Source organism: Luteipulveratus halotolerans, assembly GCF_001247745.1.
Taxonomy (GTDB): Bacteria; Actinomycetota; Actinomycetes; order Actinomycetales; family Dermatophilaceae; genus Luteipulveratus; species Luteipulveratus halotolerans.
The window spans coordinates 385,912-407,969 of record NZ_LAIR01000002.1; the positions used below are offsets into that span (position 1 = coordinate 385,912).

Here is a 22,058-nt window from a genome sequence, read left to right on the forward strand (position 1 = left end):
GCCTATAAGACACTCCTGCGTGCCGGTGCGGCCCACAGCGGGCCGCCCTTGGACCCGAGGAGTTCCCGTGAAGCATCCCCGCAGACTTGTCCTGACCGCGGCGGCCGCCGCCGCGACCATGGCGCTGGCCGGGTGCTCCGGTGGCGGCGCCTCCGACTCGGTCGACTCCCCGGCAGCCTCCGGGAAGGGCGGCGCCGCGCCCGAGGGCGGGACGACGCTCAACCTGTTCGCGTACGCCGTGCCGAAGCCGGGCTTCGACAAGGTCATCCCGGCGTTCAACGCGACGCCGGCGGGCAAGGGCGTGACGTTCCAGCAGTCGTACGGTGCGTCGGGCGACCAGTCACGCAAGGTGGCCGCGGGCGCCTCGGCCGACGTCGTGAACTTCTCGGTCGAGCCCGACATCACCCGACTCGTCGACGCCGGCCTGGTCGACCCGAGCTGGAACAAGGACGCTCACCAGGGCATCCCGTTCGGCTCGGTCGTCACGATCGTCACCCGCAAGGGCAACCCCAAGGGCATCAAGGACTGGGACGACCTGCTCAAGCCGGGCGTCGAGGTCGTCACGCCCAACCCGTTCTCCTCCGGCTCCGCCAAGTGGAACCTGCTCGCGCCGTACGCCGCCAAGAGCAACGGTGGCAAGGACCCCAAGGCGGGCCTGGCGTACATCGACAAGCTCGTCAGCGATCACGTCAAGGTGCAGCCGAAGTCCGGCCGCGAGGCGACCGAGACCTTCCTGCAGGGCACCGGCGACGTGCTGCTCAGCTACGAGAACGAGGCGCTGTTCTCCGAGCGCAAGGGCGACGCCGTGGAGCACGTCACGCCGCCGCAGACGTTCAAGATCGAGAACCCCGTGGCCGTGCTCAAGAACAGCAAGCACGCTGCACAGGCCAACGCCTTCCGCGACTTCCTCTACACCCCGGCCGGGCAGCGCGCCTGGGCACAGGCCGGTTTCCGACCGGTCGACCCGACCGTGGCGAAGGAGTTCGCCCAGCAGTTCCCGCAGCCGCAGAAGCTGTGGACCATCAAGGACCTCGGTGGCTGGAAGACCGTCGACGGCGGCCTGTTCAAGAAGGGCACCGGCCAGATCGCGGTCATCTACGACAAGGCGACCCAGTAAGTGGCTGTCACCACCTCACGTCAGGGCGGGGGCGCCACACCGGCGCCTTCGCCTGATGACCCCGGCGACCGTCGTACGCCGGCCCGCACCCCGCGCCGAGCCCGGCGCGGGGTCGCGCGCGCCACCGGCCACACCGGTCCGCTCGGCGTCGGCGTCGTCACGCTGTGGCTGAGCGTCATGGTGCTGCTGCCGCTCGCGGCGCTCACCGTGAAGTCGTTCGGCCACGGGTTCGGCGGGTTCTGGGACGCCGTCACCGCTCCCGCCGCGCTCGCGTCGCTGCGGACGACGGTGCTGGTCTCGGTCGTCGTCGCGCTCGTCAACGTCGTGATGGGCACGCTGATCGCCTGGGTGCTCGTGCGTGACGAGTTCCCCGGCAAGCGCATCGTCGACGCCCTCATCGATCTGCCGTTCGCGCTGCCGACGATCGTGGCCAGCATCGTGCTGCTGTCGCTGTACGGACCGAACAGCCCGATCGGCATCCATATCAACGCGACTCGCTGGGCGCTGATCGTGGCGCTGGCGTTCGTGACGCTGCCGTTCGTGGTGCGTTCGGTGCAGCCGGTGCTGATCGAGGCCGACCGCGAGGTCGAGGAGGCCGCTGCCTCGCTCGGTGCGAGCGGCTGGACGACGTTCACCAAGGTGGTGCTGCCGACCCTGCTGCCCGCGATCATCTCCGGCGGCGGGCTGACCTTCGCGCGCGCCATCGGCGAGTACGGCTCGGTCGTGCTCATCGGCGGCAACATCCCGCGCGAGACGCAGGTGTCCTCGCAGTACATCCAGCAGCAGATCGAGATCGACGAGCCGGTCAACGCCGCCGCCGTCTCGGTGGCGCTGCTGCTGATCGCGTTCGCGACGCTGCTCGTGCTGCGCGTGCTCGCCGGGCGCGGCCGCCGACGTGAGGAGCGCAGCTCATGAAGACCTCGGCCCCCGTGCGCATCACCCTGCGCACCGTCGCACTCGGCTACCTCGGCCTCCTCCTCGCGGTGCCGATCGCGCTCATCCTGTGGCGCACGTTCGAGCCCGGCTTCGGCGTGTTCTGGGACTCCATCCGTACGCCGGCCGCCATCTCGGCGCTCAACCTCTCGCTGCTCATCGTCGCGATCGTCGTACCGCTCAACGTGGTGTTCGGGGTCGTCACGGCGCTCGCGCTCGTACGCGGCAGGTTCCGTGGTCGCGGTCTGCTGCAGGCCGTGGTCGACCTGCCGTTCGCGGTGTCACCCGTCGTCGTCGGCGTCTCGCTGATCATGCTGTGGGGCGCGGGCGGCTGGTTCGGAGGCATCGAGAGCACCGGCTTCAAGGTCATCTTCGGCCTGCCCGGCATGGTGCTGGCGACGGCGTTCGTGACCCTGCCGTTCGTCGTCCGCGAGGTCGAGCCGGTGCTGCACGAGATCGGCACCGAGCAGGAGCAGGCCGCCGCCACCCTCGGCGCGACCGGCTGGCAGACGTTCTGGCGCATCACGCTGCCCGCGATCCGTTGGGGTCTGACCTACGGCGTCGTGCTCACCGTCGCGCGGGCGCTCGGCGAGTTCGGCGCGGTCATCATGGTCTCGTCCGGCTTCCCGGGCGTCTCGCAGACGCTCACGCTGCTCGTGCACTCGCGTTACATCGACGACCACAACACCCACGGCGCGTACGCCGCCGCCACCCTCTTGATGGGCCTGGCCCTGGTCACGCTGCTGCTGATGACCGCCCTGCACGGCAAGCGGCTCGGCGCGAAGAAGGCCGCACGAACGAAGGACGACGCATGATCACGGTCTCTGCTGCTCACAAGACGTACGGCGACTTCACCGCCCTCGACGATGTCAGTCTCGAGGTCCCGGCCGGCTCGCTGACCGCACTGCTGGGCCCGAGCGGATCGGGCAAGTCCACGCTGCTGCGCGCGATCGCCGGCCTCGAGGAGCTCGACACCGGTGCCGTCGTCATCCAGGGTTCGGACGTGACGCGGGTGCCCGCCCAGAAGCGGGGCATCGGGTTCGTCTTCCAGCACTACGCGGCGTTCAAGCACATGACCGTGCGCGACAACGTGGCGTTCGGGCTCAAGATCCGCAAGCGGCCCAAGGCCGAGATCGCCCACAAGGTCGACGACCTGCTGGAGATCGTCGGGCTCGGCGGGTTCCAGCACCGCTACCCGGCGCAGCTGTCGGGTGGTCAGCGGCAGCGGATGGCCCTCGCGCGGGCGCTCGCGGTCGACCCGCAGGTGCTGCTGCTCGACGAGCCGTTCGGCGCTCTGGACGCGCAGGTGCGTGCCGACCTGCGGCAGTGGCTGCGCCGGCTGCACGACGAGGTGCACGTCACCACCGTGCTGGTCACCCACGACCAGGAGGAGGCGCTCGACGTCGCCGACCTCATCGCCGTCCTCAACAAGGGGCGCATCGAGCAGATCGGCACGCCGGACGACCTCTACGAGCGGCCCGCCAACGACTTCGTCATGTCGTTCCTGGGCTCGGTGTCGCGGCTCGACGGCAGGCTCGTCCGACCGCACGACATCGAGGTGGTCCGCGATCGACCGTCCTCCGAAACCGTTGGTGCTGAAGGGATCTCGGTCACCGAGGCCGTCGTCGACCGCGTCGTGCGCCTGGGCTTCGAGGTGCGGGTCGAGCTGCGCGACGTCGCCTCGGACGAGCGGTTCTCGGCGCAGGTGACGCGGGCCGAGGACGAGCGGCTCGGCCTGGAGGTGGGCGACACGGTGTGGGTACGCCCGACCCGACCGCTGCCGCCCGAGGAGATCGACCCGGCGCTCGCCGTCTGAGTGACGCGGCGACCTCCCGATACCTTTCCTTTCAAATATTGCCCATATCACATACTAAGTAACGAAAGGGTATAAGGGGTCGCTAGTTTCAGTCCCGTGCTCGCGCGAGGGCGCGAGCCTTACGGGAGGGCATGACCATGATCGACGTACGACGGAGTGCGCTGCGCGGCGTCGCAGCAGTGGGCATCGCGGCCGGGCTGGTCGCAGGGACGGCGGGCGGCGCGCTCGCTCACGAGTGCTTCAACGCGAGCCGGTCCGACCAGGGCAACGCCATGGCCGGCACGAAGTCTCAGGCCTGGGCGTCCGTGCCGCTGCACGTGGTGCTGACCGAGTTCATCGGGCTGCCCGAACCGCTTGCAGCCTGTGTCGAGGAGAAGGCTCCCGCTGCCGGGATCCCGAGCTCGTTCGTGTTCGGGATCAAGCAGGCCCAGGGCCAGGACGGCGTGATCGCCGAGCACAACAAGAACATGGATGCCAAGGGACTTGGCTCCAACGGCAAGGGCATCGACCACGGTGAGCTCGCCTACGGCGACGCGATCGGTGCGCTGATCGGGCAGTGCAGCGCCTGAACCCAGACGGCTGAGGGGCCGTCGTCCGTGCGGTGGACGACGGCCCCTCAGTGTGGACCCGCTACCGTGCCTGGCCATGGGGTTCGGGGTGGAAGCCCGCCGTGTGCGCGACAGCGACCTGCCACTGGCGTGGCGGTTCCACGCTCTGGGCTCGGCCATCAGTCTGGAGCAGCCGCTCGGGTTCAACGGGACGTTGTCCTACCTCGAGCAACGGACGCGTGTGCAGCGCCGCGACCCAGCCTTCCTCCTGCCCGCCCTGGACCTCCTCGTGAGCGCCCGCGATGCCCGGCTGGCAGCTGAGATTCAGTACTCCGCGCTGCGCTGTCGCCGCAAACGGTCCGGGCTCCGTCGCCCTTGGGTCGACGAGGTCACGCCGACCTCCCCGTCGAGGTGGCCGGGCGATGAGCGTGTCGGCGCGTTCCACGCACTCCGAGGTTGGCGCTCGCGCCGCGACCCTTCTCCCGATCTGACGGACGGTGTGGGCGCGGGTGTCCTCGACACAGTCGATCTACTGCTTCGCGCACCGACGGCACAGGTCGACCTGCACCTTCTGCAGCGCGCACTCGACCGCGGGCGCCGCGTCGCCGGTACGCCGGGGCCGGCGTACCGGAGCATCTCGGGTGGCTGGGTGCTCGGGCAGCTGCACCTGATCTGCTGCGAGCTGCCGCCGCTGGGGGAGCGCTGGAGCTTCGTGGAGCGGCGTACGGCGTGACCAGGGCCCCTGACAGCCTGCGCTGTCCGGGGGCCAGGGTCACATCGTCCCCGGGTCAGAAGTACCAGGGGAAGGGCGACCAGTCGGGCTCGCGCTTCTGCAGGAACTGGTCGCGGCCCTCGACGGCCTCGTCGGTCATGTATGCCAGTCGGGTCGCCTCGCCCGCGAACACCTGCTGACCCATCAGACCGTCGTCGGACAGGTTGAACGCGAACTTCAGCATCCGCTGCGCCTGCGGCGACTTGCCCATGATCTCGCGGGCGGCCTGCAGCGCCTCGACCTCGAGCTCGGCGTGGTCGGCGACGATGTTGACCGCCCCCATGCGGTGCATGTCCTCGGCGGAGTAGGTGCGGCCGAGGAAGAAGATCTCGCGAGCGAACTTCTGGCCGACCTGCTTGGCGAGGTACGCCGACCCGTAGCCACCGTCGAACGAGCCCACGTCGGCGTCGGTCTGCTTGAACCGGGCGTGCTCACGCGAGGCGATCGTCAGGTCGCACACGACGTGGAGGCTGTGCCCGCCGCCGGCCGCCCAGCCGCCGACCACCGCGATGACGACCTTGGGCATCGTGCGGATGAGGCGCTGGACCTCCAGGATGTGCAGCCGCCCGCCCTCGGCCTTGACCCGGCGCTCGTCCACGGTGTCGCCGGTCTCACCGTCGGCGTACTGGTAGCCGGAGCGGCCCCGGATGCGCTGGTCGCCGCCGGAGCAGAACGACCACTTGCCAGCCGAGCCGGTGCCCGCGGGCCCGGGCCCGTTGCCGGTGAGCAGGACGCAGCCCACATCGGGTGTACGCCGGGCGTGGTCCAGCACGCGGTAGAGCTCATCGACCGTGTGGGGACGGAACGCATTGAGCACCTCGGGCCGGTCGAACGCGACGCGCACGCAGCCGACGTCCTTGGCCCGGTGGTAGGTGATGTCGGTCAGGTCGTCGAACCCGGGGACGACGTCCCAGGCGTCGGGGTCGAACGGGTTGGTGGTGCTCGCTGCGTCAGTCACGCGCCCGACTGTATGACGTGGCGGCCGAGCGCTGGTCCTGATGGTGGTGCTCAGGCGGAGGCGGCCTCGGCCGCAAGCAGGGCCGAGCGGGCCGCCGGTGTGCTGGTCATGCGCCCGTCTCCCTGGTCAGGCCGTAGCCGGCCGCGAAACCGACCAGGAGCACGGTCAGCCCGAGCATCGGCCAGATCGCGATGGCGCTGTGGCGACGGACGCCGTACGCGATGCCACCGATCGTGACCGCGGCGGCGATGACGGCCGAGGCGAGCACGACGCCTGCCGCCCCGATCTCCTTCTGCTGGGTGCTGTGGCACGTGGTCGTCGCGCACGGGTGGAGCGTCAGCGCAACCACCACAGCGGTCGCGCAGGCCAGGAGCGCGAGTGGGATCTGGAGTACGCCGAGAACGACGGCCGTGACGGTCTCGGCGGTGCTCCGCCTGCCATCGCTGACCTGGGTGGTCATGTTCACGCTCCCGTCGAGCTGACGATGCCGAAGCCGAGGAAGAAGCCGAGCACCACGGCAACAGTGCCGAAGACCGGCCACAGCGACATGTACTGGTGGCGACGGCCGGCGTGGATCATGCCCGCGAACGTGATCGCGGCCCCCACCGCGATGGAGCCCCAGACGACGAACATCGCGATCCATGCGGTCTGCTCGATCGAGTCGCACTCCGCCGGGGAGCCACACGAGTCGGACGCCATCATGAAGAGCCCGGAGAAGGCGAACGCGAGGAAGGACAGCAACGCCTGGATCGTGCTGAGCACGACGGCGCACACGATGTCGGCGGTGCTGTGGGTCGAGGTCGAGGTGGGCCGGGGTGCAGGGGGCGTGGTCACGGGATCGCCACGCTCATGATCAGCGAGCCGACGACGGCCGAGCCGATGACGATCGCGATGCCGTACGCGGGCCACACTGCCCGAGGGGTCCCGCGGCGCTCGGCGCGGTCGAGCCCGAACGCGCAGACGGCGCCCGCGACGACGATCGAGAGCGCTACGAGGCCGGTGGCGTACGACGCGGACTGCTCGATCCGGTCGCACACGGCCTCGGAGCTGCAGGAGTCGGACGACATGCCGAACGACAGCGCGCACACCATGAACGTGCCGTACGAGATGACGAGCTGCAGGACGCCCAGGACGAACGCGCTGATCTTGTCGGCTGTCCCGGAGCGGGTCGAGGTGGGCTGGGGTGCTGGTGTCGTGGTCACGAGGCAAGCCTTCCGGCCTGCCGGGCGTGTGCCATGAGTAGTGCTACGCGACACCCGTGAGGGCTTGCGCCCGCGTGGTCCCGCGGCGCCCGTAGGGTCGAGCCATGCCGATCCCGCCGTACATCTCCGAGCTGCGCGAGCACATCGGGACCCGGCTGCTGTGGCTGCCGGGTGCGACTGCGTACGTCGTGCGCGAGCACGAGGGCGCGACCCAGCTGCTGCTCGTCCGGCGGTCCGACAACGGCCAGTGGACTCCGATCTGCGGTATGACCGACCCGGGCGAGGAGCCCGACGTCACGGCCGTGCGCGAGGCCTTCGAGGAGGCGCGCGTCCGCATCCAGGTCGAGCGGTTGCTCGCGGTGCAGGCCCTGTCGACCACGACCTACCCCAACGGCGATCAGGCGCAGTACCTCGACCACGCCTTCCGGTGCCGGTGGGTGTCGGGCGAGGCGTCGGTGGGTGACGACGAGTCGACCGATGTCGGATGGTTCGCGCTCGATGAGCTGCCCGAGCTGAACGACCGGTTCCGGTCGCACCTGCGGCTCGCGCTGGACCCCGGGCCGCACGTGCTGTTCGGGCGAGAGGGGCGTACGGCGTGAGCGCGCGGCCGTCACTCGACGAGCTCGTCGACGGGCTGCGCGTCGTCCGGCTCCCGCTGCACACTCGCTTCCGTGGAGTGCTCGAACGCGAGATCGCTTACGTACGAGGGCCATTGGGCTACGGCGAGTGGGCGCCGTTCCTGGAGTACGACGCAGCCGAGGCCTCACGCTGGTTGCTCGCGGCCATCGAGTCGGCGTACGACGGCTGGCCGGCTGCCGTGCGCGACGAGGTGCCGGTCAACGCGACCGTTCCTGCCGTCGACGCCGGTCAGGTCGCGGGCGTGCTCGCGCGGTACGACGGCTGCGAGACCGCCAAGGTCAAGGTGGCCGAACGCGGCCAGTCGGTGCAGGACGACCTCGATCGCGTGGCGGCCGTTCGTGACGTGATGGGCGCGGACGCCCGCATTCGCGTCGACGCCAACGGCGGCTGGTCCGTCGACGAGGCGAGCGATGCGCTGAGCCGCCTGTCGGCGTACGGGCTGGAGTACGCCGAGCAGCCGTGCACGACCGTCGAGGAGCTGCGCGACCTGCGAGTTGCATTGGCACGCAACGGTGTTGACGTCCTCGTCGCGGCCGACGAGTCGATCCGCAAGGCCGAGGACCCGCTGCGCGTCGTACGCATGAAGGCGGCCGACGTCGCCGTCGTGAAGGTCGCTCCGCTCGGTGGCGTACGCCGCGCGCTCGCCGTCGCGCACGAATGCGGCATCCCGGTGGTCGTCTCCAGCGCCCTCGACAGCTCGGTCGGCATGGCCGCGGGCGTCGCGCTCGCCGCCGCGTTGCCGGATCTGCCGTTCGCGTGCGGGCTCGGCACGGTCGAGCTGCTCGCTGCTGACGTGACCCGGGAGAGCCTCGTGCCGCACGGCGGGGTGCTGCCGACGCGTGAGGTGGTCGTCGACGACCAGCTGGTCGACCGGTGGGAGGCGCCGGCCGAGCGGCTGAACCACTGGCGTCGCAGGCTCGCCGCGGCGTACGCCGAGCTCGGCTGACCGGCCCTCGCAGAAACTTTCTTCGAAAAAGTTCGCGAGACGTGTCGATCGGCGTCGATACCGTTCGACCGAGGGGTGAAGGGCAGGCCACGAGGGCCCGCCACCACCTGGGAGGACCCGGTCATGGGCAAGATCGTCAGCAACTTCTTCATCTCGCTCGACGGCGTCGTCGAGGCACCCGAGACCTGGCACATGTCGTACTTCAACGACGAGATGGGCGAGATCGTCGGCGCCGGGATGGCGACCAACAAGGCCTTTCTGATGGGCCGCAAGCTCTACGACGAGTGGTCGGCGTACTGGCCGACGAGCGAGGACGGCGACTTCGTCGACTTCTTCAACAGCCACCCCAAGTACGTCGTCTCCAGCACGCTGCAGGACCCGACGTGGAACAACACGACCGTCGTGCCGGGCGACGTCGCCGCGATCCAGCAGCTCAAGGACTCGATCGACGGGGACCTCGTGCTCTCCGGCAGCGCGACCACCGTCCGGTGGTTGCTGGCGAACGGCCTGCTCGACGAGCTGCACCTGCTGCAGCACCCGGTCGTCGTCGGCGCGGGTCAGCGGTTGTTCGAGGGCGGCGACAAGCACGAGCTGAAGCTGGCCGACTCGCGCGCTCTCTCCACCGGCGTCACCTACCTCGTCTACCGACCCACCCAGTCCTGAAAACCTTTCACCACCAAGGAGATACGACCATGAAGTACATGCTGATCATGCGGGCCGACGACACCACGATGGGGCAGTTCCAGGACGTCGACATGGAGCAGATGCTCGAGATCGTCGGCGGCTTCAACGAACAGCTCATCTCGGCCGGTGTGCTGCTCGCGGCCGAGGGCCTCGACCCGGCTCCGGGTGTCGTCGTCGACCACTCCGGTGAGACGCCGCTCGTCACCGACGGGCCGTACGGCGAGACCAAGGAGCTGTTCGGCGGGTTCTACCTGCTCGACGTCGCGTCCGAGCAGGAGGCCGTCGAGTGGGCCAAGCGGATGCCGATGGCCGGCCCCGGCATGAAGACCGAGATCCGACGCGTCACGACGATCGACGAGTTCCCGCAGGACAACCCGTGGATCAAGAAGGAGAAGGCCTGGCGCGAGGAGACCGGTCAGCTGTGACCGACCGACGCAGCGCGCGCCCGGCCGGCAGGACGACGTCCTCCGGCCGGGCCGCCGTCGAGGCGGTGTGGCGCATCGAGTCGGCGCGCATCGTCGCGACGCTCTCGCGCTACACCGGCGACTTCGCGCTGGCCGAGGACCTGGCGCAGGAGGCGCTGGCCGAGGCGCTCGTGACCTGGCCGCGCGACGGCGTACCGAAGGAGCCCGCCGGGTGGTTACTGACCTGCGGCAAGCGACGGGCCATCGACACGTTCCGCCGCAACGCCACCCAGCGTGACCGCTACTCCACCCTCGCCCACGAGCTCGGTGAGGGGCAGGCGGCAGCCGGCGCACCGGCGTACGAACGGCAGGACGTCGAGGTGCTCGCCGACCCTGACCGCGTCGACGACGACGTGCTCGCCCTCATGCTGATCGCCTGCCACCCCGTGGTGTCGCGCGAGGCGAGCGTGGCGCTGACGCTGCGCGTCGTCGGTGGTCTGACCAGTGACGAGATCGCGCGCGCGTTCCTGGTGCCGGCTGCCACCGTGCAGGCGCGAATCACCAGGGCCAAGAAGGCGATTGCGGCCGAGCGGGTGGCGTTCGAGGTGCCCGAGCCGGGCGAGCGCCGCGAGCGACTCGGGCGTCTGCTGAGCGTGATCTACCTGATCTTCACCGAGGGCTCGTCCGCCACTGCCGGTGACGACGTCATCCGCCACGACCTGGCACGTGAGGGCATCCGCCTCGCGCGCGTGCTGACCCGGTTGATGCCCGACGAGGCCGAGGCGTACGGCCTGCTCGCGCTCCTGGAGCTGACGGCCGCGCGCTTCCCGGCTCGTGTCGACGAGGCCGGCGACCCCGTGCTGCTGGAGGACCAGGACCGGCGCCGTTGGGACACCGCGGCCGTACGCCGGGGGCGGGCGGCGCTGGTGGCGGCGCAGCGGGTCGGGCGTGGGCTCGGGCCGTACGGCCTGCAGGCCGCGATCGCCGAGTGCCACGACATCGCACCGACCGCCGAGGCGACCGACTGGTCGCGCATCGTCGTGCTGTACGACGGTCTGCTGGCGCTCACGCCCTCGCCGGTCGTCGCCGTCAACCGGGCGGTCGCGGTGTCGATGGCTGACGGCCCGGCTGCAGCACTGCCGCTGGTCGACGAGCTCATCGCGGCCGAGGCCCTGCCGCACTCGCACCTGCTGCCGCTCGTGCGCGGCGAGCTGCTGCGTCGGCTCGGCCGCGCCGACGAGGCGCGTGTCGAGCTCGCGACCGCGGTCGAGCGCTGCCCGAGTGTGCGCGAGCGTCAGCTGCTGGAGGCGCGGCGCGACGCGCTCTAGGGCAGGAGCGCCTGGACCTTCTCGAACGCCTCGGGGCCGGCGGCCACCAGGAGGGCGCCGTGCATGTCGGCCGGGAGGTAGGGGCTCCCGTCGGTGTGCGCGACGTAGCCGCCGACCTCGCGTGTCAGCAGCGTGCCCGGCACGTGGTCCCACGGCTTGGTGCGGCCGTAGACGATGTAGTCGGTGCCACCGGTGACCAGCTGCGGGTAGTCGACGCCGCAGCACACCCACGACAGGTCCAGCGGCGGCAGGTCGCCGAGCGAGGTGCCGACCTGCGAGCGCACCGAGGTGACACCGCGCAGGGAGTCGAGGGCGGGCGGCGTACGCAGGGTGAGCCGTTCGCCGTCGAGATAGGCGCCGGCCTGGTGCTCGGCGACGTAGGCGTGGCCGAGCTCGGGCTGCCAGATCCAGGCGCGCACGATCTCGCGGCCGTGGACCTCGCTGACCATCACCGCGTGGTCGGGGGAGCCGTGCACGAAGTTCTTGGTGCCGTCGACCGGGTCGACCGTGAACCAGTGGTCGGAGGAGGTCAGCTCGTCGAACAGCCGGGGATGGGCCGATGCGGCCTCCTCGCCGAGGATCAGCGCATCGGGGTAGGCCTCGCGCAGGCGTCGGGTGATGATCTCCTCGGCCTCGTGGTCGGCGACGGTGACCAGGTCGCCGGGGTTCTTCTCCATCACCTCGCCCTCGGCGAGCCGGCGGAAGCGCGGCGTGATCACCTCGGCGGCGACCTCTTGCAGCATGGCCAGGACGGCATCGGAGTCCACGCGGCCAGTCTGCCCGAGCCCGTACGACGGTGCCGCTCGGCCCGGGCGATCTGCGTCACACGTGATCGTCGTCGGCGGCGGCGAGGGCCTTGGTGAGCAGGTGCTCGAGCTGGTCGCGCTCGGCTCGGGTGAGGGCCGCGAACAGGTCACCCGTCCCCTCGACGCGGGCCCGGTCCATCGACGCGCGCAGCCGGGAGCCCTTGGCGGTCAGGCCCAGCACGGTGGCGCGTCGGTCGGTGGGGCTCGGCGTGCGGCGTACGAGCCCGAGCTCCTCGAGCCGGTCGACGACCTCCGTGGTCGAGCGGGGTGCGATGCGCAGCCGCTCGGCGAGCCCGGACAGTCGTAGCTCGTCGTCGTGAGCCCGCTCGTGGTGGGCGATGACGCGGAACGCGCGGCCCTGGGCGGGCGACAGCCCGAACGGCTCGAGGGCGGTGAGCGAGCGACGGCGGATGAGCCGGGTGAGCTCGACCAGCAGGGAACCGAGGTCGCGGTCGGGCTGGTCGGCAGGCATGGGAATGATCCTACCGATCCTGTGGTTACAGGATAGTGAGGTAACCTCACAAAGACTTTCTGATCGACGAAAGGGGATGCGTATGACCGCCCCCATGCACGAAGGAGTGCGCGGCGGCCGCGGGGGAGCGGGCGTCGGTGCACGCAAGGACCCGCTCGACCAGCGCCAGCTGCAGGAGCACCCCGTCAGCCTGCGGCGCATCGGCGCCCTGTTCGGCCCGTACCGCGGCCGCCTGGCCGTCGTCACCGGCCTCATCGTCGCCACGTCGCTCGTCGGCCTGGCCAACCCGTTCATCACCAAGCACCTCATCGACGACGCGATCCCGCACCAGGACGTCGGCCTGCTGGTCACCCTGGTCGCGCTGATGCTCGCCATCACCGTCGTCACCGCCGTGCTCGGCGTCGTGCAGACCTGGCTCGCCACCGTGATCGGCCAGCGGATCATGCACCGGCTGCGCACCGACGTGTTCACCCACCTGCAGCGCATGCCGCTCGCGTTCTTCACCCGTACGCGCGGTGGCGAGCTGCAGTCGCGACTCACCAACGACATCAACGGTATGCAGTCGGTCGTGACCTCCTCGGCCACGTCGATCGCCTCCAACGTCACGACTGCGGTCGGTACGGCGGTCGCGATGGTCGCGCTGTCCTGGCGCCTGTCCCTGCTCAGCCTCATCGTGCTGCCGCCGGCGATCTACCTGACGCGTCGCGTCGCGCGCATGCGGCGTACGGTCACGGCTCGCGCCCAGCGCGCGCTCGCCGACCTGCAGACCCAGATCGAGGAGTCGCTGTCGATCAGCGGCGTCCAGCTGAGCAAGACGCTGGCCTCGGGCCCGCAGCTGTCGCAACGGTTCTCGGACACCTCGCTCCAGCTGACCGACCTCGAGGTGCAGTCGCAGCTCGCCGGTCGGTGGCGGATGGCGTCGATGTCGGTGATCTTCGCGGCGATCCCGGCGATGATCTACCTGGCTGCGGGGCTGCCGGCCACGAGCGGTGGCATGACGATCGGCACGCTGGTCGCGTTCACCGGTCTGCAGGCCGCGCTGTTCCGTCCGCTGATGGGCGTGCTCAACGTCGGAGTCCAGGTCACCAGTTCGATGGCGCTGTTCAGCCGTATCTTCGAGTACCTCGACATGACCGTCGAGGTCGCCGACCCCGAGTCGCCGATCACGTTGTCGCGCAACGACGTTCGTGGTCACCTCACCCTCGACGACGTGTCGTTCCGGTACGCCGACGCCGACCGTGACGCTCTGTCGCACGTCTCCCTCGAGGTACCCGCAGGAAGCCATGTCGCTCTCGTCGGCGCGACCGGCTCGGGCAAGTCGACGCTGGCCGGCCTGGTGTCGCGGCTGATGGACCCGACCGCGGGCGTCGTACGGATCGACGGTCACGACGTGCGCGACCTGCGCCTCTCGACCGTGGCCGAGCTCGTCGGTGTGGTCAGCCAGGAGACCTACCTGCTGCACACCACCATCCGCGAGAACCTGCGCTACGCCCGGCCTGATGCGACCGACGCCGACATCGAGCGAGCCGCCCGCGCGGCCCAGGTGCACGACCTGATCGTCGACCTGCCTGATGGGTACGACACGGTCGTGGGTGCGCGCGGGTACCGGTTCTCCGGGGGCGAGAAGCAGCGAATCGCGTTGGCGCGCACCATCCTTCGCGATCCGAAGGTGCTCGTGCTCGACGAGGCGACCAGCGCGCTCGACAACCGCACCGAGCGGGCTGTCCAGGACGCGCTCGACGCCCTCAGCCACGGGCGTACGACGCTCACCATCGCCCACCGCCTCTCGACCGTGCGCGACGCGGACGTCATCGTCGTGCTCGACCACGGCCGAGCGGTCGAGGTGGGTTCGCACGAGTCGCTGATGGCCCGCGATGGTCGCTACGCCGCACTGGTCGCGGCCCAGGGAGAGGTGACGGACCGGGAGGCCGAGCCGACCGGCGTACCCGCCTGACCTCTCGGCCATGCCTGGTCGAGTCAGGGCGTCACGCAGAACTCGTTGCCCTCGGGGTCGGTCATCACGTGCCAGGTGAACGGCCCCTGGCTGCGGGTGTCGACGTACGCCGCACCGCGCGCCTCGAGCGTCTCGCGGGCGGTCGCGAAGTCGTCACCCATCCGCACGTCCCAGTGCAGGCGGTTCTTGACGGTCTTGGCCTCGGGCACGTCCTGGAACAGGATGCGCAGCCGGTCGGGACGTTCGACCTGGTCGGCGGGGCAGATCGCTGCGGCGCCGCGCCACACCAGCTGCCCGCCGTGGGTCGTGGTGTCGGCCTCGGTGGCGCGGCCCTGCTCGATCATCGACCGGATGAACGCCGGGTCGCTGGGCTCGACGACCCAGTCCAGGGTGTCGGCCCACCAGTCGGCCAGCGTGTGTGCGTCGCGGGTGTCCATGACGATCTGGATGCGATGGCTCATAAAGGCCAGCCTGCTCGGTCAAGCGGACCGGACGCGTCCGCTTCCTTCCTGGCTTGCACTATCGGCGAGCCGGGGTGGGGCGGGTGGCTCGCCAGGACAGCGCAGCCGCCGCGAGGAGGGCGACGCCCTCGACCACGAGCGTGATGCCTGGACGGGATGTCGGGTCTGCCGGCGAGCGTCGTGAGCGCGAGGTACGACCTGCTCGCCCACAACGACGCGTACGAGCGCCTCTTCCCCCGCTGCCGCAGGACCGACGCCGAGGGGCGGCAGCGCAACATCCTGTGGGAGATCTTCACCCTCCAGGAGTGCTGCAACCCGTTCGTCACGCGCGCCGACGAGGTGGGGCGGATGGTCGCCTACCTGCGGGCCGCGTACGGCAAGAACGTCGACGACCCCGAGTGGCACGCGTTCATCGACCGGATGTGCCGGGCGAGTGATGAGTTCACGCGCATGTGGGAGCGCAACGACGTCGCGACGCCTGCGCTGCGCATCCGTACGGTCCGGCACCCGGCCGTCGGCGACATCGACCTGACGATGACCGGTCTGGCGCTGCCGGCGCCGGCGGGGGCGTGGGTGCAGGTGTTCACCCCGAGCGGCGAGCAGGCCGCGGGCCGGCTGCGCCGCCTGCTGACCATGCCTTCCGAGCAGCGTCTGGCGCCCGTCGACGCCCACGTCGACCAGCACCGACGCGAGCGCGCGGCCGCCGCGAGCGCCTGACCCGCGCGGGGCGTCGACCCGACATAGGGTGTGGGCGTGACGATGCCCACCCGCCTGCTCGTGGCCCGTCACGGCGACGCCGAGTACGCCGTGCACGGCGTGCTCAGCGACGACGGCGGCTGGTTGACGGCGACCGGTCGCGCGCAGGCCACCGGCCTCGCCGGCGCGCTCGCCGACCGTGGCATCAGCGCGGTCTACACCAGCCACATGCAGCGTTCGGTGCAGACCGGCTCGATCGCCGCAGCCATGCTGCGGGTGCCCGAGCTCGCGGTCGACGGCCTGCAGGAGTACGCCGTCGGCGACCTCGCCGGCGTGCCCTACAACGACCCGCGGGCGCAGCGGGTGTTCAACGCCTGGCTCTCGGGCAACCTCGACGTCGGCATCCCCGGCGGTGAGAACGGCCACCAGGTCGTGGCGCGGGTGCGCGAGGCGCTCGACCGCATCGCCGACGCCCACCCCGGCGAGACGGTCCTCGCCTTCAGCCATGGTGGGGTCATGTCGTTGGTGATCCCGCGGCTGTCCGACAACGTCCGCGACGACCTCGCGGCCCAGCGTTTCCTGCCCAACTGCGTCCCTGCCGAGGTCGACGTCAGCCGTGACCGCTGGCAGGTCGTCACGTGGCCGGGCACCACCGACAAGTCGACGGTCTGAGGGGCTGGCATGCGACGACAGGGCCTGAAACGCACCATCATCGGAGCGCTCATGGCGTTCCTGATCGCGCCCGGCATCTTCGTGCTCGCGATCATCCTCGGCGTGCGCTGGGCCGGCGAGGCCATCGACGACGCCGACCGGCTCTCGCCGGGTGAGTCGATCACGATGCAGGCCGGCGACGAGGTGACCCTCTACGTGCTGTCCGGCACGTCCTCCGGCGGCGACGGGTTCGACCAGGACAGCACCTCGATCCCTGACGTCATCTGCACCGCGACCGGGCCCGACGGTCAGCCCGTCGACCTCACCACGTCCACGGGCAGCTCGGTCACCCGTGACAACGAGCGCTGGCAGGAGGGCTACGAGCTGCACGCCGACACCGCCGGCGCCTACACCGTCCGCTGCGGCGACTCCGAGGTACTCGCGATGGACAGCGACTTCGCGAGCAACCTCGGCAAGCGCCTCGGCGGCACCGTGCTGCTGGCGTTCGTGGTGCCGTTCCTCGTCGGTGTCACCGGCCTGGGCCTGTTCATCTGGGGCCTGGTCAAGCTCAGCTCGTCCAAGAAGGCCGCCCAGACCTACGCACCGGGTCCCTACCCGGCGTACGGCCAGCCCTACGGCCCCGGCCAGCCGCCGTACCAGCAGCAGCCTCCGCCGTACGACGGTCAGCAGCCACCGCAGGGCCCCTACGGTCCGCAGCGGTGACGGCGCTCGTCGTCGGGTTCGACCTCGACATGACCCTGGTCGACTCGCGCGCGGGCATCGTCGCGTGCATGCACCACGCGCTCGCGCTGCACGGTGGCTGCGCGACCGACGCCGACCTGTGGCCGCTCATCGGTGCGCCGCTGCACGACAACCTGGCGCAGTTCCTGCCGGCCGATCAGGTCGATGCCGCCGCGGCCGACTACCGCGCGGCCTACCTCACCGACGCCGTGCCCATCACGACCGCGATGCCCGGCGCGGCCGACCTGATCGCCGCCATTCACCGACGCGGCGGCCGGGTGGTGGTCGTCAGCGCCAAGGTCGAGCCCGCGATCCACGCTGTGCTCGACCACGTCGGCCTGCGGCCGGACGAGGTCGTGGGCAGCCTGTTCGCCGAGGGCAAGGCGACCGCACTGGTCGAGCACGGCGCCACCGCCTACGTTGGCGACCACGCAGGCGACATGCGCGCGGCACGCGCCGCCGGCATCCCGGGCATCGGTGTCACCACCGGACCGCACGACGGGGCCACGTTGCGGGCGGCCGGTGCGAGCGCGGTCGTCTCATCGCTCGACCAGGTCCTCCCTGCGGTCGAGCAGCAGGCTCAGGAGTCGTAGGGCAAGGGCACGACCAGGCAGGGCCCGCCTTCGTAGAGCCCGCCGTCGACACCGAGCGCCCGCCCTCCGGCGTACGACAGCGGCCCGGTGACCGCCGGCGCGTCGACGCCGAGCCACGCCGCGATGATCGTGTGGCCGTGCACGATCTGCCGACCCCCGAACGTCGACAGCATCAGCTCGGCCTGGTCGACGCCGTCCTCGTCGTGGTGAAAGCTGCCGCGCGCGGTGAGGTTGCGCCACAGGTCGAACCACAGCTCCAGGTCGGGCTCGTCGGCGGTGAGACGCTCGGTGACGACGGCGTTGACGTCCTCGATCGTGCGCCCCCACTCCAGGTAGCGGACGGTGTCGGAGTGCACCAGCAGGTGGTCGCCGGCGCGCGCCATCGCCGGACGCGTCGTGAGCCAGGCGAGGTGCTCGTCGGTGAGGGCGTCCTGGTCGGACTGCTGGCCGCCGTTGCGCAGCCAGCTCAGCCCGAAGCTGTGGACGCCGGCGGCATCGGCCGCGTTGCCGAACTGGTGGTAGCCGAGCAGCAGCACCTCGTGGTTGCCGAGCACGGCGTCGACCCGGCCGACGGACTCACGGGCCTGGCGCTGCAGGCGCATCACGTCGTCGATGACGCCGACGCCGTCGGGACCGCGGTCGACGAAGTCGCCGAGGAACCACACGTCGGCGTCCACGCCGGACCAGTCACCGGCCGCGTCGACGAGACCGGCCTGCTGGAGGGCGTCCCGCAGCTCGGCGCGGTGACCGTGGATGTCGCCGACGACGTACAGGGGACGGGTCTCGTCGATGGGCACCGGAAAACTCTACGACCTGGGGAAACGCCGCTCACCTGGTGCGATGGATTTCGGCGCGGGTGTATGAGCCGATAACCTGATCGGGTTGTCGTGTGCCCCGCCGCCTCGTGGGCGGCGCGCGGGCCGACAGCCACGAGACTGCAGTTGCGACCATTCGAGCAAGTAGGTGGACAGTGCCATCCGGCAAGGTGAAGTTCTTCGACGCCGACAAGGGTTTCGGCTTCGTGTCCGGTGACGACGGGCAGGACGTGTTCCTGCACGTCAACGCCCTCCCCACCGGCGTCAGCACCCTCAAGGGCGGCACGCGCGTCGAGTACAGCGTGGCCGAGGGCCGTCGCGGGGCACAGGCGCTGAGCGTCAAGGTGCTCGACCCGACGCCGTCGCTCGCGGCCCGCCATCGCAAGCCCGCCGACGACATGAGCGTCATCGTCGAGGACGTCATCAAGCTGCTCGACGGCGTGTCCGCAGGGCTGCGCAAGGGGCGTTACCCCGACAAGGCGCAGGCGACCAAGGTCTCGGCGGTGCTGCGCGCAGTCGCCGACGACCTCGAGGTCTGAGATGCCCAAGGTCAAGGAGATCAAGGCCGACAAGGTCCTCGTCGGTGCCGTCGACCTGGCGCGTGAGGCGGCCGAGTCGATCGCCGCTCCCGGCGCGGTCGGCGACCACGTCCGCGTCACCATGGACGGCGAGCGCCTCGCGACCCACTACTTCGCGTGCACCAGCAAGGCCTACCCCGGCTGGGTGTGGGCCGTCACCGTCGCTCGTGCGGCGCGGCAGAAGTTCGCGACCGTCAGCGAGACCAACCTCGTCCCGGGCGAGCAGGCGCTGCTGTCGCCCGACTGGCTCCCGTACGCCGACCGTCTCGCCCCCGGCGACATCGGCCCCGGCGACGTCACGCCGATGATCGAGGACGACCCGCTGCTCGAGGCCGGCTTCGAGGCCACGGGTGAGGAGGACGTCGACCAGGTGGCGTTCTTCGAGCTGGGTCTCGGGCGTACGAGGGTGCTCTCGGCCGAGGGTCGCGACGTCGCGGCGCAGCGCTGGTACGACGGCGCCCACGGTCCGCACGCCGAGGTCGCCGAGAAGGCTCCCGCCCCCTGCTCCAGCTGCGGCTTCTTCGTCCCGATGGCCGGTGCGCTGCGCCAGGTGTTCGGCGTGTGCGCCAACGCCTGGTCGCCCTCCGACGGCTCGGTCGTCTCGCTCGACCACGGGTGCGGTGCGCACTCCGAGGTCGACATGGAGCAGCCCAAGCCCGAGCACATCGAGCCTCCCGTGCTCGATGAGCTGGCGTTCGACGTGGTGCAGTGATGGGCGGCGGCATCGGCCTGCTGGTCTTCGGGGCGATCCTCACCTTCGCGGTGCGGTTCGAGCCGAAGGGCTTCGACATCCAGACGGCCGGTGTGATCCTCATGATCGCCGGCATCGTGATGATCGGCGTCAACTACTACGGCCGCCGCCGCCGGCGTACCTCCATCACCCGCATCGCCGACGACGGCACCGTGCAGCGCACGATCCGCGAGGACGAGGGCGAGGACACCACCGCCTGAGCGGTGCGTGATCAGGCCAGGTCGGCGGCGTTGCCCCGTCCGCGTCGCAGGTACAACCAGCCGAGTGCGCCGAGCGCGATGCCGGCCACCGGCACCCACGGCCACCAGTCACGGTCGCCCTCGTGCAGAGCAGGCACCGCGAGCAGCACGACCAGCGCAAGCCCCCACAGCACCATCCCGATCTCGATGACCCGCAGCGTGTCGAACGGCAGCGGGGTCGGGTGCTTCGGGTCGAAGTGGCTCGGGCCTGCGGGGTCGGTCACAACACCAGCGTACGGCCCGCCTGCGGGGGCCTCGTTCCCCTAGTCTGCGCCCATGAGAAGCACCCCACGAAGTTCTTCCCCCGCTTCGCTCCGGCAGGTCCTTCGCGGGGACGCCTCATGAGTACGACGACGGCGCCGCAGCCGACCAGCGGGCTGGACCGCTTCTTCCACATCACCGAGCGTGGTTCGACGCTCACCCGTGAGATCCGCGGCGGTGTCGTCACGTTCTTCACGATGGCCTACATCGTGGTGCTCAACCCGCTGATCATCGGCACCGTCAAGGACGGCACCGGGCACTACCTCGGCGGCGGCACGACGCCCAACCTCGCTGTCGTCGCGGCGTGTACGGCGCTGGTCGCCGGGGTGATGACGATCCTCATGGGTGTCGTCGCCAACTATCCGCTGGCGCTCGCGACGGGCCTCGGGCTCAACGCGTTCGTCGCCTTCAGCATCGCCGCCCAGCCGAAGGTCACCTGGGCCGACGCGATGGGCTTGGTCGTGCTCGAGGGCCTGATCATCCTGGTGCTGGTGCTCACCGGCTTCCGCAAGGCGGTCTTCTACGCGATCCCGGCGCCGCTCAAGACCGCGATCACCATCGGCATCGGCATGTTCGTCACGATCATCGCGCTCGTCGACGCGGGTTTCGTACGCAAGCCCGCGGCCGGCGTACCCCTCGAGCTCGGCGTCGGCGGCAACCTCGCCGGCTGGCCGATCCTGGTGTTCTGCACGGTGCTGATCGCGATGGTCGTGCTGCAGGTGCGCAAGGTCAAGGGCGCGATCCTCTACGGCATCATCGGCGGCACGGTCCTCGCGATCATCGTCGAGGCGATCGCCGACATCGGCAGCCAGACCGACGCCACCGGCAAGGTCGTCAACCCCAACGCGTGGGGCCTCAACGTCCCGGCGCTGCCCGAGCAGGTCGTCGCCACACCGCACTTCGACCTGCTCGGTGAGTTCTCGCTGCTCGGGTCGTTCTCGTCGCTGGGTGCGGTCGCGACGATCCTGACGATCTTCACGCTGCTGCTCGCCGACTTCTTCGACACGATGGGCACGATGGTCGCGGTCGGCGCCGAGGGTGACCTGCTCGACGAGGACGGCAACCCGCCGAACAGCCAGAAGATCCTCATCGTCGACTCGGTCGCGGCGGCTGCTGGTGGTGCCGGCTCGGTCAGCAGCAACACCTCCTACGTCGAGTCGGCCGCCGGTGTCGGTGACGGCGCTCGTACGGACCTGGCGTCGGTCGTCACGGGCGTGCTGTTCCTGCTCGCGACGTTCCTGGCCCCGCTCGTCGACGTCGTGCCGTACGAGGCGGCCACCCCTGCGCTGGTCATCGTCGGCTTCCTGATGATGCAGCAGGCCAAGGACATCGCCTGGGACGACATCGAGATCGCGCTGCCGGCGTTCCTCACGATCGTGCTGATGCCGTTCACGTACTCGATCACGGCCGGCATCGGCGCTGGGTTCATCGCCTACGTCGTGATCAAGGTGGCCCGCGGCAAGCTCTCGGCGATCCACCCGCTGATGTGGCTGATCGCGGTCATGTTCGTCGTGTACTTCGCGATCGACCCGATCAAGCAGATCTTCGGCGTCTCGTAAGACCCAGCCGCCGCGACAGCGGCACGACAGCATCACGAGCGGCACGTCGTACGACGTGCCGCTCGTGGCGTTTCCGTGCCGCTCTCGTCCGGGTCGGCAATCGCGATCAAGCGGGCCGGGGACGGCGGGCTTAG

At 70.4% G+C, this 22,058-nt stretch carries 29 protein-coding genes; 20 read left to right on the forward strand and 9 right to left on the reverse strand.

Annotated elements, in window-relative coordinates; all coding sequences use genetic code 11:
* Positions 1 to 67: 67 nt before the first annotated feature.
* The 6 genes from VV01_RS02315 (at position 68) to VV01_RS02340 (ending at position 5,147) form a co-directional block, all read left to right on the forward strand.
* Positions 68 to 1,117: a sulfate ABC transporter substrate-binding protein gene (locus VV01_RS02315; RefSeq protein WP_050668475.1), complete on the forward strand. Its 1,050-nt coding sequence runs from the start codon at positions 68 to 70 to the stop codon at positions 1,115 to 1,117.
* On the forward strand, positions 1,118 to 2,032 hold the full coding sequence (gene cysT, locus VV01_RS02320; protein WP_050668476.1) for a sulfate ABC transporter permease subunit CysT: 915 nt from the start codon (positions 1,118 to 1,120) through the stop codon (positions 2,030 to 2,032).
* Positions 2,029 to 2,865, forward strand: coding sequence for a sulfate ABC transporter permease subunit CysW (gene cysW, locus VV01_RS02325; RefSeq protein ID WP_050668477.1), 837 nt, complete (start codon positions 2,029 to 2,031; stop codon positions 2,863 to 2,865). The genes cysT and cysW overlap by 4 nt, the downstream gene beginning before the upstream one ends.
* Complete coding sequence (locus tag VV01_RS02330; RefSeq protein ID WP_050668478.1) at positions 2,862 to 3,866, forward strand: sulfate/molybdate ABC transporter ATP-binding protein; 1,005 nt, start codon at positions 2,862 to 2,864, stop codon at positions 3,864 to 3,866. Before cysW ends, VV01_RS02330 begins: the two co-directional genes overlap by 4 nt.
* 131 nt (positions 3,867 to 3,997) lie before the next feature.
* A complete protein-coding gene (locus tag VV01_RS02335; protein WP_050668479.1) occupies positions 3,998 to 4,435 on the forward strand; it encodes a hypothetical protein in 438 nt (145 codons plus the stop codon).
* A gap of 76 nt (positions 4,436 to 4,511) precedes the next feature.
* Complete coding sequence (locus VV01_RS02340) at positions 4,512 to 5,147, forward strand: hypothetical protein (protein WP_050668480.1); 636 nt, start codon at positions 4,512 to 4,514, stop codon at positions 5,145 to 5,147.
* A gap of 55 nt (positions 5,148 to 5,202) precedes the next feature.
* On the opposite strand, the gene VV01_RS02345 is transcribed toward VV01_RS02340, so the two are convergent.
* The 4 genes from VV01_RS02345 to VV01_RS02360 all read right to left on the reverse strand — a co-directional run bounded on the left by VV01_RS02345 (position 5,203) and on the right by VV01_RS02360 (position 7,346).
* The gene (locus tag VV01_RS02345; protein WP_050668481.1) at positions 5,203 to 6,144 is read right to left on the reverse strand and encodes a 1,4-dihydroxy-2-naphthoyl-CoA synthase; all 942 of its coding nucleotides are present in this window, start codon (positions 6,142 to 6,144) and stop codon (positions 5,203 to 5,205) included.
* Between the two features lie 106 nt (positions 6,145 to 6,250).
* Positions 6,251 to 6,604, reverse strand: a complete 354-nt coding sequence (locus VV01_RS02350; protein WP_157508714.1) for a hypothetical protein — start codon at positions 6,602 to 6,604, stop codon at positions 6,251 to 6,253.
* A 2-nt stretch (positions 6,605 to 6,606) separates the two neighbouring features.
* Positions 6,607 to 6,978, reverse strand: a complete 372-nt coding sequence (locus VV01_RS02355) for a hypothetical protein (protein WP_050668483.1) — start codon at positions 6,976 to 6,978, stop codon at positions 6,607 to 6,609.
* A complete protein-coding gene (locus VV01_RS02360) occupies positions 6,975 to 7,346 on the reverse strand; it encodes a hypothetical protein (RefSeq protein ID WP_050668484.1) in 372 nt (123 codons plus the stop codon). Before VV01_RS02360 ends, VV01_RS02355 begins: the two co-directional genes overlap by 4 nt.
* Positions 7,347 to 7,450: 104 nt before the next feature.
* Between VV01_RS02360 and VV01_RS02365 the strand changes: the two genes are divergently transcribed.
* The 5 genes from VV01_RS02365 to VV01_RS02385 all read left to right on the forward strand — a co-directional run bounded on the left by VV01_RS02365 (position 7,451) and on the right by VV01_RS02385 (position 11,347).
* Positions 7,451 to 7,945, forward strand: coding sequence for an NUDIX hydrolase (locus VV01_RS02365; protein WP_050668485.1), 495 nt, complete (start codon positions 7,451 to 7,453; stop codon positions 7,943 to 7,945).
* Positions 7,942 to 8,931, forward strand: coding sequence for an o-succinylbenzoate synthase (locus VV01_RS02370; protein ID WP_050668486.1), 990 nt, complete (start codon positions 7,942 to 7,944; stop codon positions 8,929 to 8,931). Before VV01_RS02365 ends, VV01_RS02370 begins: the two co-directional genes overlap by 4 nt.
* Positions 8,932 to 9,054: 123 nt before the next feature.
* Positions 9,055 to 9,594, forward strand: a complete 540-nt coding sequence (locus tag VV01_RS02375; RefSeq protein ID WP_050668487.1) for a dihydrofolate reductase family protein — start codon at positions 9,055 to 9,057, stop codon at positions 9,592 to 9,594.
* A 29-nt stretch (positions 9,595 to 9,623) separates the two neighbouring features.
* Positions 9,624 to 10,040, forward strand: a complete 417-nt coding sequence (locus VV01_RS02380) for a YciI family protein (protein ID WP_050668488.1) — start codon at positions 9,624 to 9,626, stop codon at positions 10,038 to 10,040.
* Positions 10,037 to 11,347 carry an RNA polymerase sigma factor gene (locus VV01_RS02385; protein WP_197274975.1) on the forward strand — a complete coding sequence of 437 codons (1,311 nt, stop codon included), beginning with the start codon at positions 10,037 to 10,039 and terminating at the stop codon, positions 11,345 to 11,347. Before VV01_RS02380 ends, VV01_RS02385 begins: the two co-directional genes overlap by 4 nt.
* Here the strand turns inward: VV01_RS02385 and VV01_RS02390 are convergent.
* Positions 11,344 to 12,114, reverse strand: coding sequence for an inositol monophosphatase family protein (locus VV01_RS02390; protein WP_050668489.1), 771 nt, complete (start codon positions 12,112 to 12,114; stop codon positions 11,344 to 11,346). The two genes, VV01_RS02385 and VV01_RS02390, sit on opposite strands and share 4 nt — an antisense overlap.
* Before the next feature lie 55 nt (positions 12,115 to 12,169).
* On the reverse strand, positions 12,170 to 12,625 hold the full coding sequence (locus VV01_RS02395) for a MarR family winged helix-turn-helix transcriptional regulator (protein ID WP_050668490.1): 456 nt from the start codon (positions 12,623 to 12,625) through the stop codon (positions 12,170 to 12,172).
* Positions 12,626 to 12,707: 82 nt separating this feature from the next.
* Here VV01_RS02395 and VV01_RS02400 point away from each other — a divergent pair, with 82 nt between their 5' ends.
* The gene (locus VV01_RS02400) at positions 12,708 to 14,579 is read left to right on the forward strand and encodes an ABC transporter ATP-binding protein (protein WP_157508715.1); all 1,872 of its coding nucleotides are present in this window, start codon (positions 12,708 to 12,710) and stop codon (positions 14,577 to 14,579) included.
* Positions 14,580 to 14,602: 23 nt separating this feature from the next.
* Here VV01_RS02400 and VV01_RS02405 read toward each other — a convergent pair whose 3' ends face one another.
* Positions 14,603 to 15,040, reverse strand: a complete 438-nt coding sequence (locus VV01_RS02405; protein ID WP_050668492.1) for a VOC family protein — start codon at positions 15,038 to 15,040, stop codon at positions 14,603 to 14,605.
* 156 nt (positions 15,041 to 15,196) lie between these two features.
* Between VV01_RS02405 and VV01_RS02410 the strand changes: the two genes are divergently transcribed.
* From VV01_RS02410 to VV01_RS02425, 4 genes are read left to right on the forward strand one after another with little or no spacing between them, the layout of a single operon-like run.
* Positions 15,197 to 15,757, forward strand: a complete 561-nt coding sequence (locus tag VV01_RS02410; protein WP_050668493.1) for an MmyB family transcriptional regulator — start codon at positions 15,197 to 15,199, stop codon at positions 15,755 to 15,757.
* Between the two features lie 42 nt (positions 15,758 to 15,799).
* Entirely contained in the window at positions 15,800 to 16,408 is a 609-nt protein-coding gene (locus VV01_RS02415) for a histidine phosphatase family protein (protein WP_231635302.1), read from the forward strand.
* A 9-nt stretch (positions 16,409 to 16,417) separates the two neighbouring features.
* Positions 16,418 to 17,110, forward strand: a complete 693-nt coding sequence (locus tag VV01_RS02420) for a hypothetical protein (protein ID WP_050668495.1) — start codon at positions 16,418 to 16,420, stop codon at positions 17,108 to 17,110.
* Positions 17,107 to 17,721: an HAD family hydrolase gene (locus tag VV01_RS02425; protein WP_231635134.1), complete on the forward strand. Its 615-nt coding sequence runs from the start codon at positions 17,107 to 17,109 to the stop codon at positions 17,719 to 17,721. Before VV01_RS02420 ends, VV01_RS02425 begins: the two co-directional genes overlap by 4 nt.
* Here the strand turns inward: VV01_RS02425 and VV01_RS02430 are convergent.
* Entirely contained in the window at positions 17,709 to 18,518 is an 810-nt protein-coding gene (locus tag VV01_RS02430; protein WP_231635135.1) for a metallophosphoesterase, read from the reverse strand. The genes VV01_RS02425 and VV01_RS02430 overlap by 13 nt on opposite strands.
* Before the next feature lie 173 nt (positions 18,519 to 18,691).
* Between VV01_RS02430 and VV01_RS02435 the strand changes: the two genes are divergently transcribed.
* From VV01_RS02435 to VV01_RS02445, 3 genes are read left to right on the forward strand one after another with little or no spacing between them, the layout of a single operon-like run.
* A complete protein-coding gene (locus VV01_RS02435; protein ID WP_050668496.1) occupies positions 18,692 to 19,075 on the forward strand; it encodes a cold-shock protein in 384 nt (127 codons plus the stop codon).
* A gap of 1 nt (position 19,076) precedes the next feature.
* A complete protein-coding gene (locus tag VV01_RS02440) occupies positions 19,077 to 19,826 on the forward strand; it encodes a DUF3027 domain-containing protein (protein ID WP_050668497.1) in 750 nt (249 codons plus the stop codon).
* Positions 19,826 to 20,065, forward strand: coding sequence for a DUF6458 family protein (locus VV01_RS02445; protein WP_050668498.1), 240 nt, complete (start codon positions 19,826 to 19,828; stop codon positions 20,063 to 20,065). Before VV01_RS02440 ends, VV01_RS02445 begins: the two co-directional genes overlap by 1 nt.
* Positions 20,066 to 20,076: 11 nt before the next feature.
* Here the strand turns inward: VV01_RS02445 and VV01_RS02450 are convergent, their stop codons facing one another.
* Positions 20,077 to 20,328, reverse strand: coding sequence for a DUF2530 domain-containing protein (locus VV01_RS02450; RefSeq protein ID WP_050668499.1), 252 nt, complete (start codon positions 20,326 to 20,328; stop codon positions 20,077 to 20,079).
* Between the two features lie 117 nt (positions 20,329 to 20,445).
* On the opposite strand from VV01_RS02450, the gene VV01_RS02455 reads away from it, so the two are divergent.
* The gene (locus VV01_RS02455) at positions 20,446 to 21,924 is read left to right on the forward strand and encodes an NCS2 family permease (RefSeq protein WP_050668500.1); all 1,479 of its coding nucleotides are present in this window, start codon (positions 20,446 to 20,448) and stop codon (positions 21,922 to 21,924) included.
* Positions 21,925 to 22,058 lie beyond the last annotated feature (134 nt).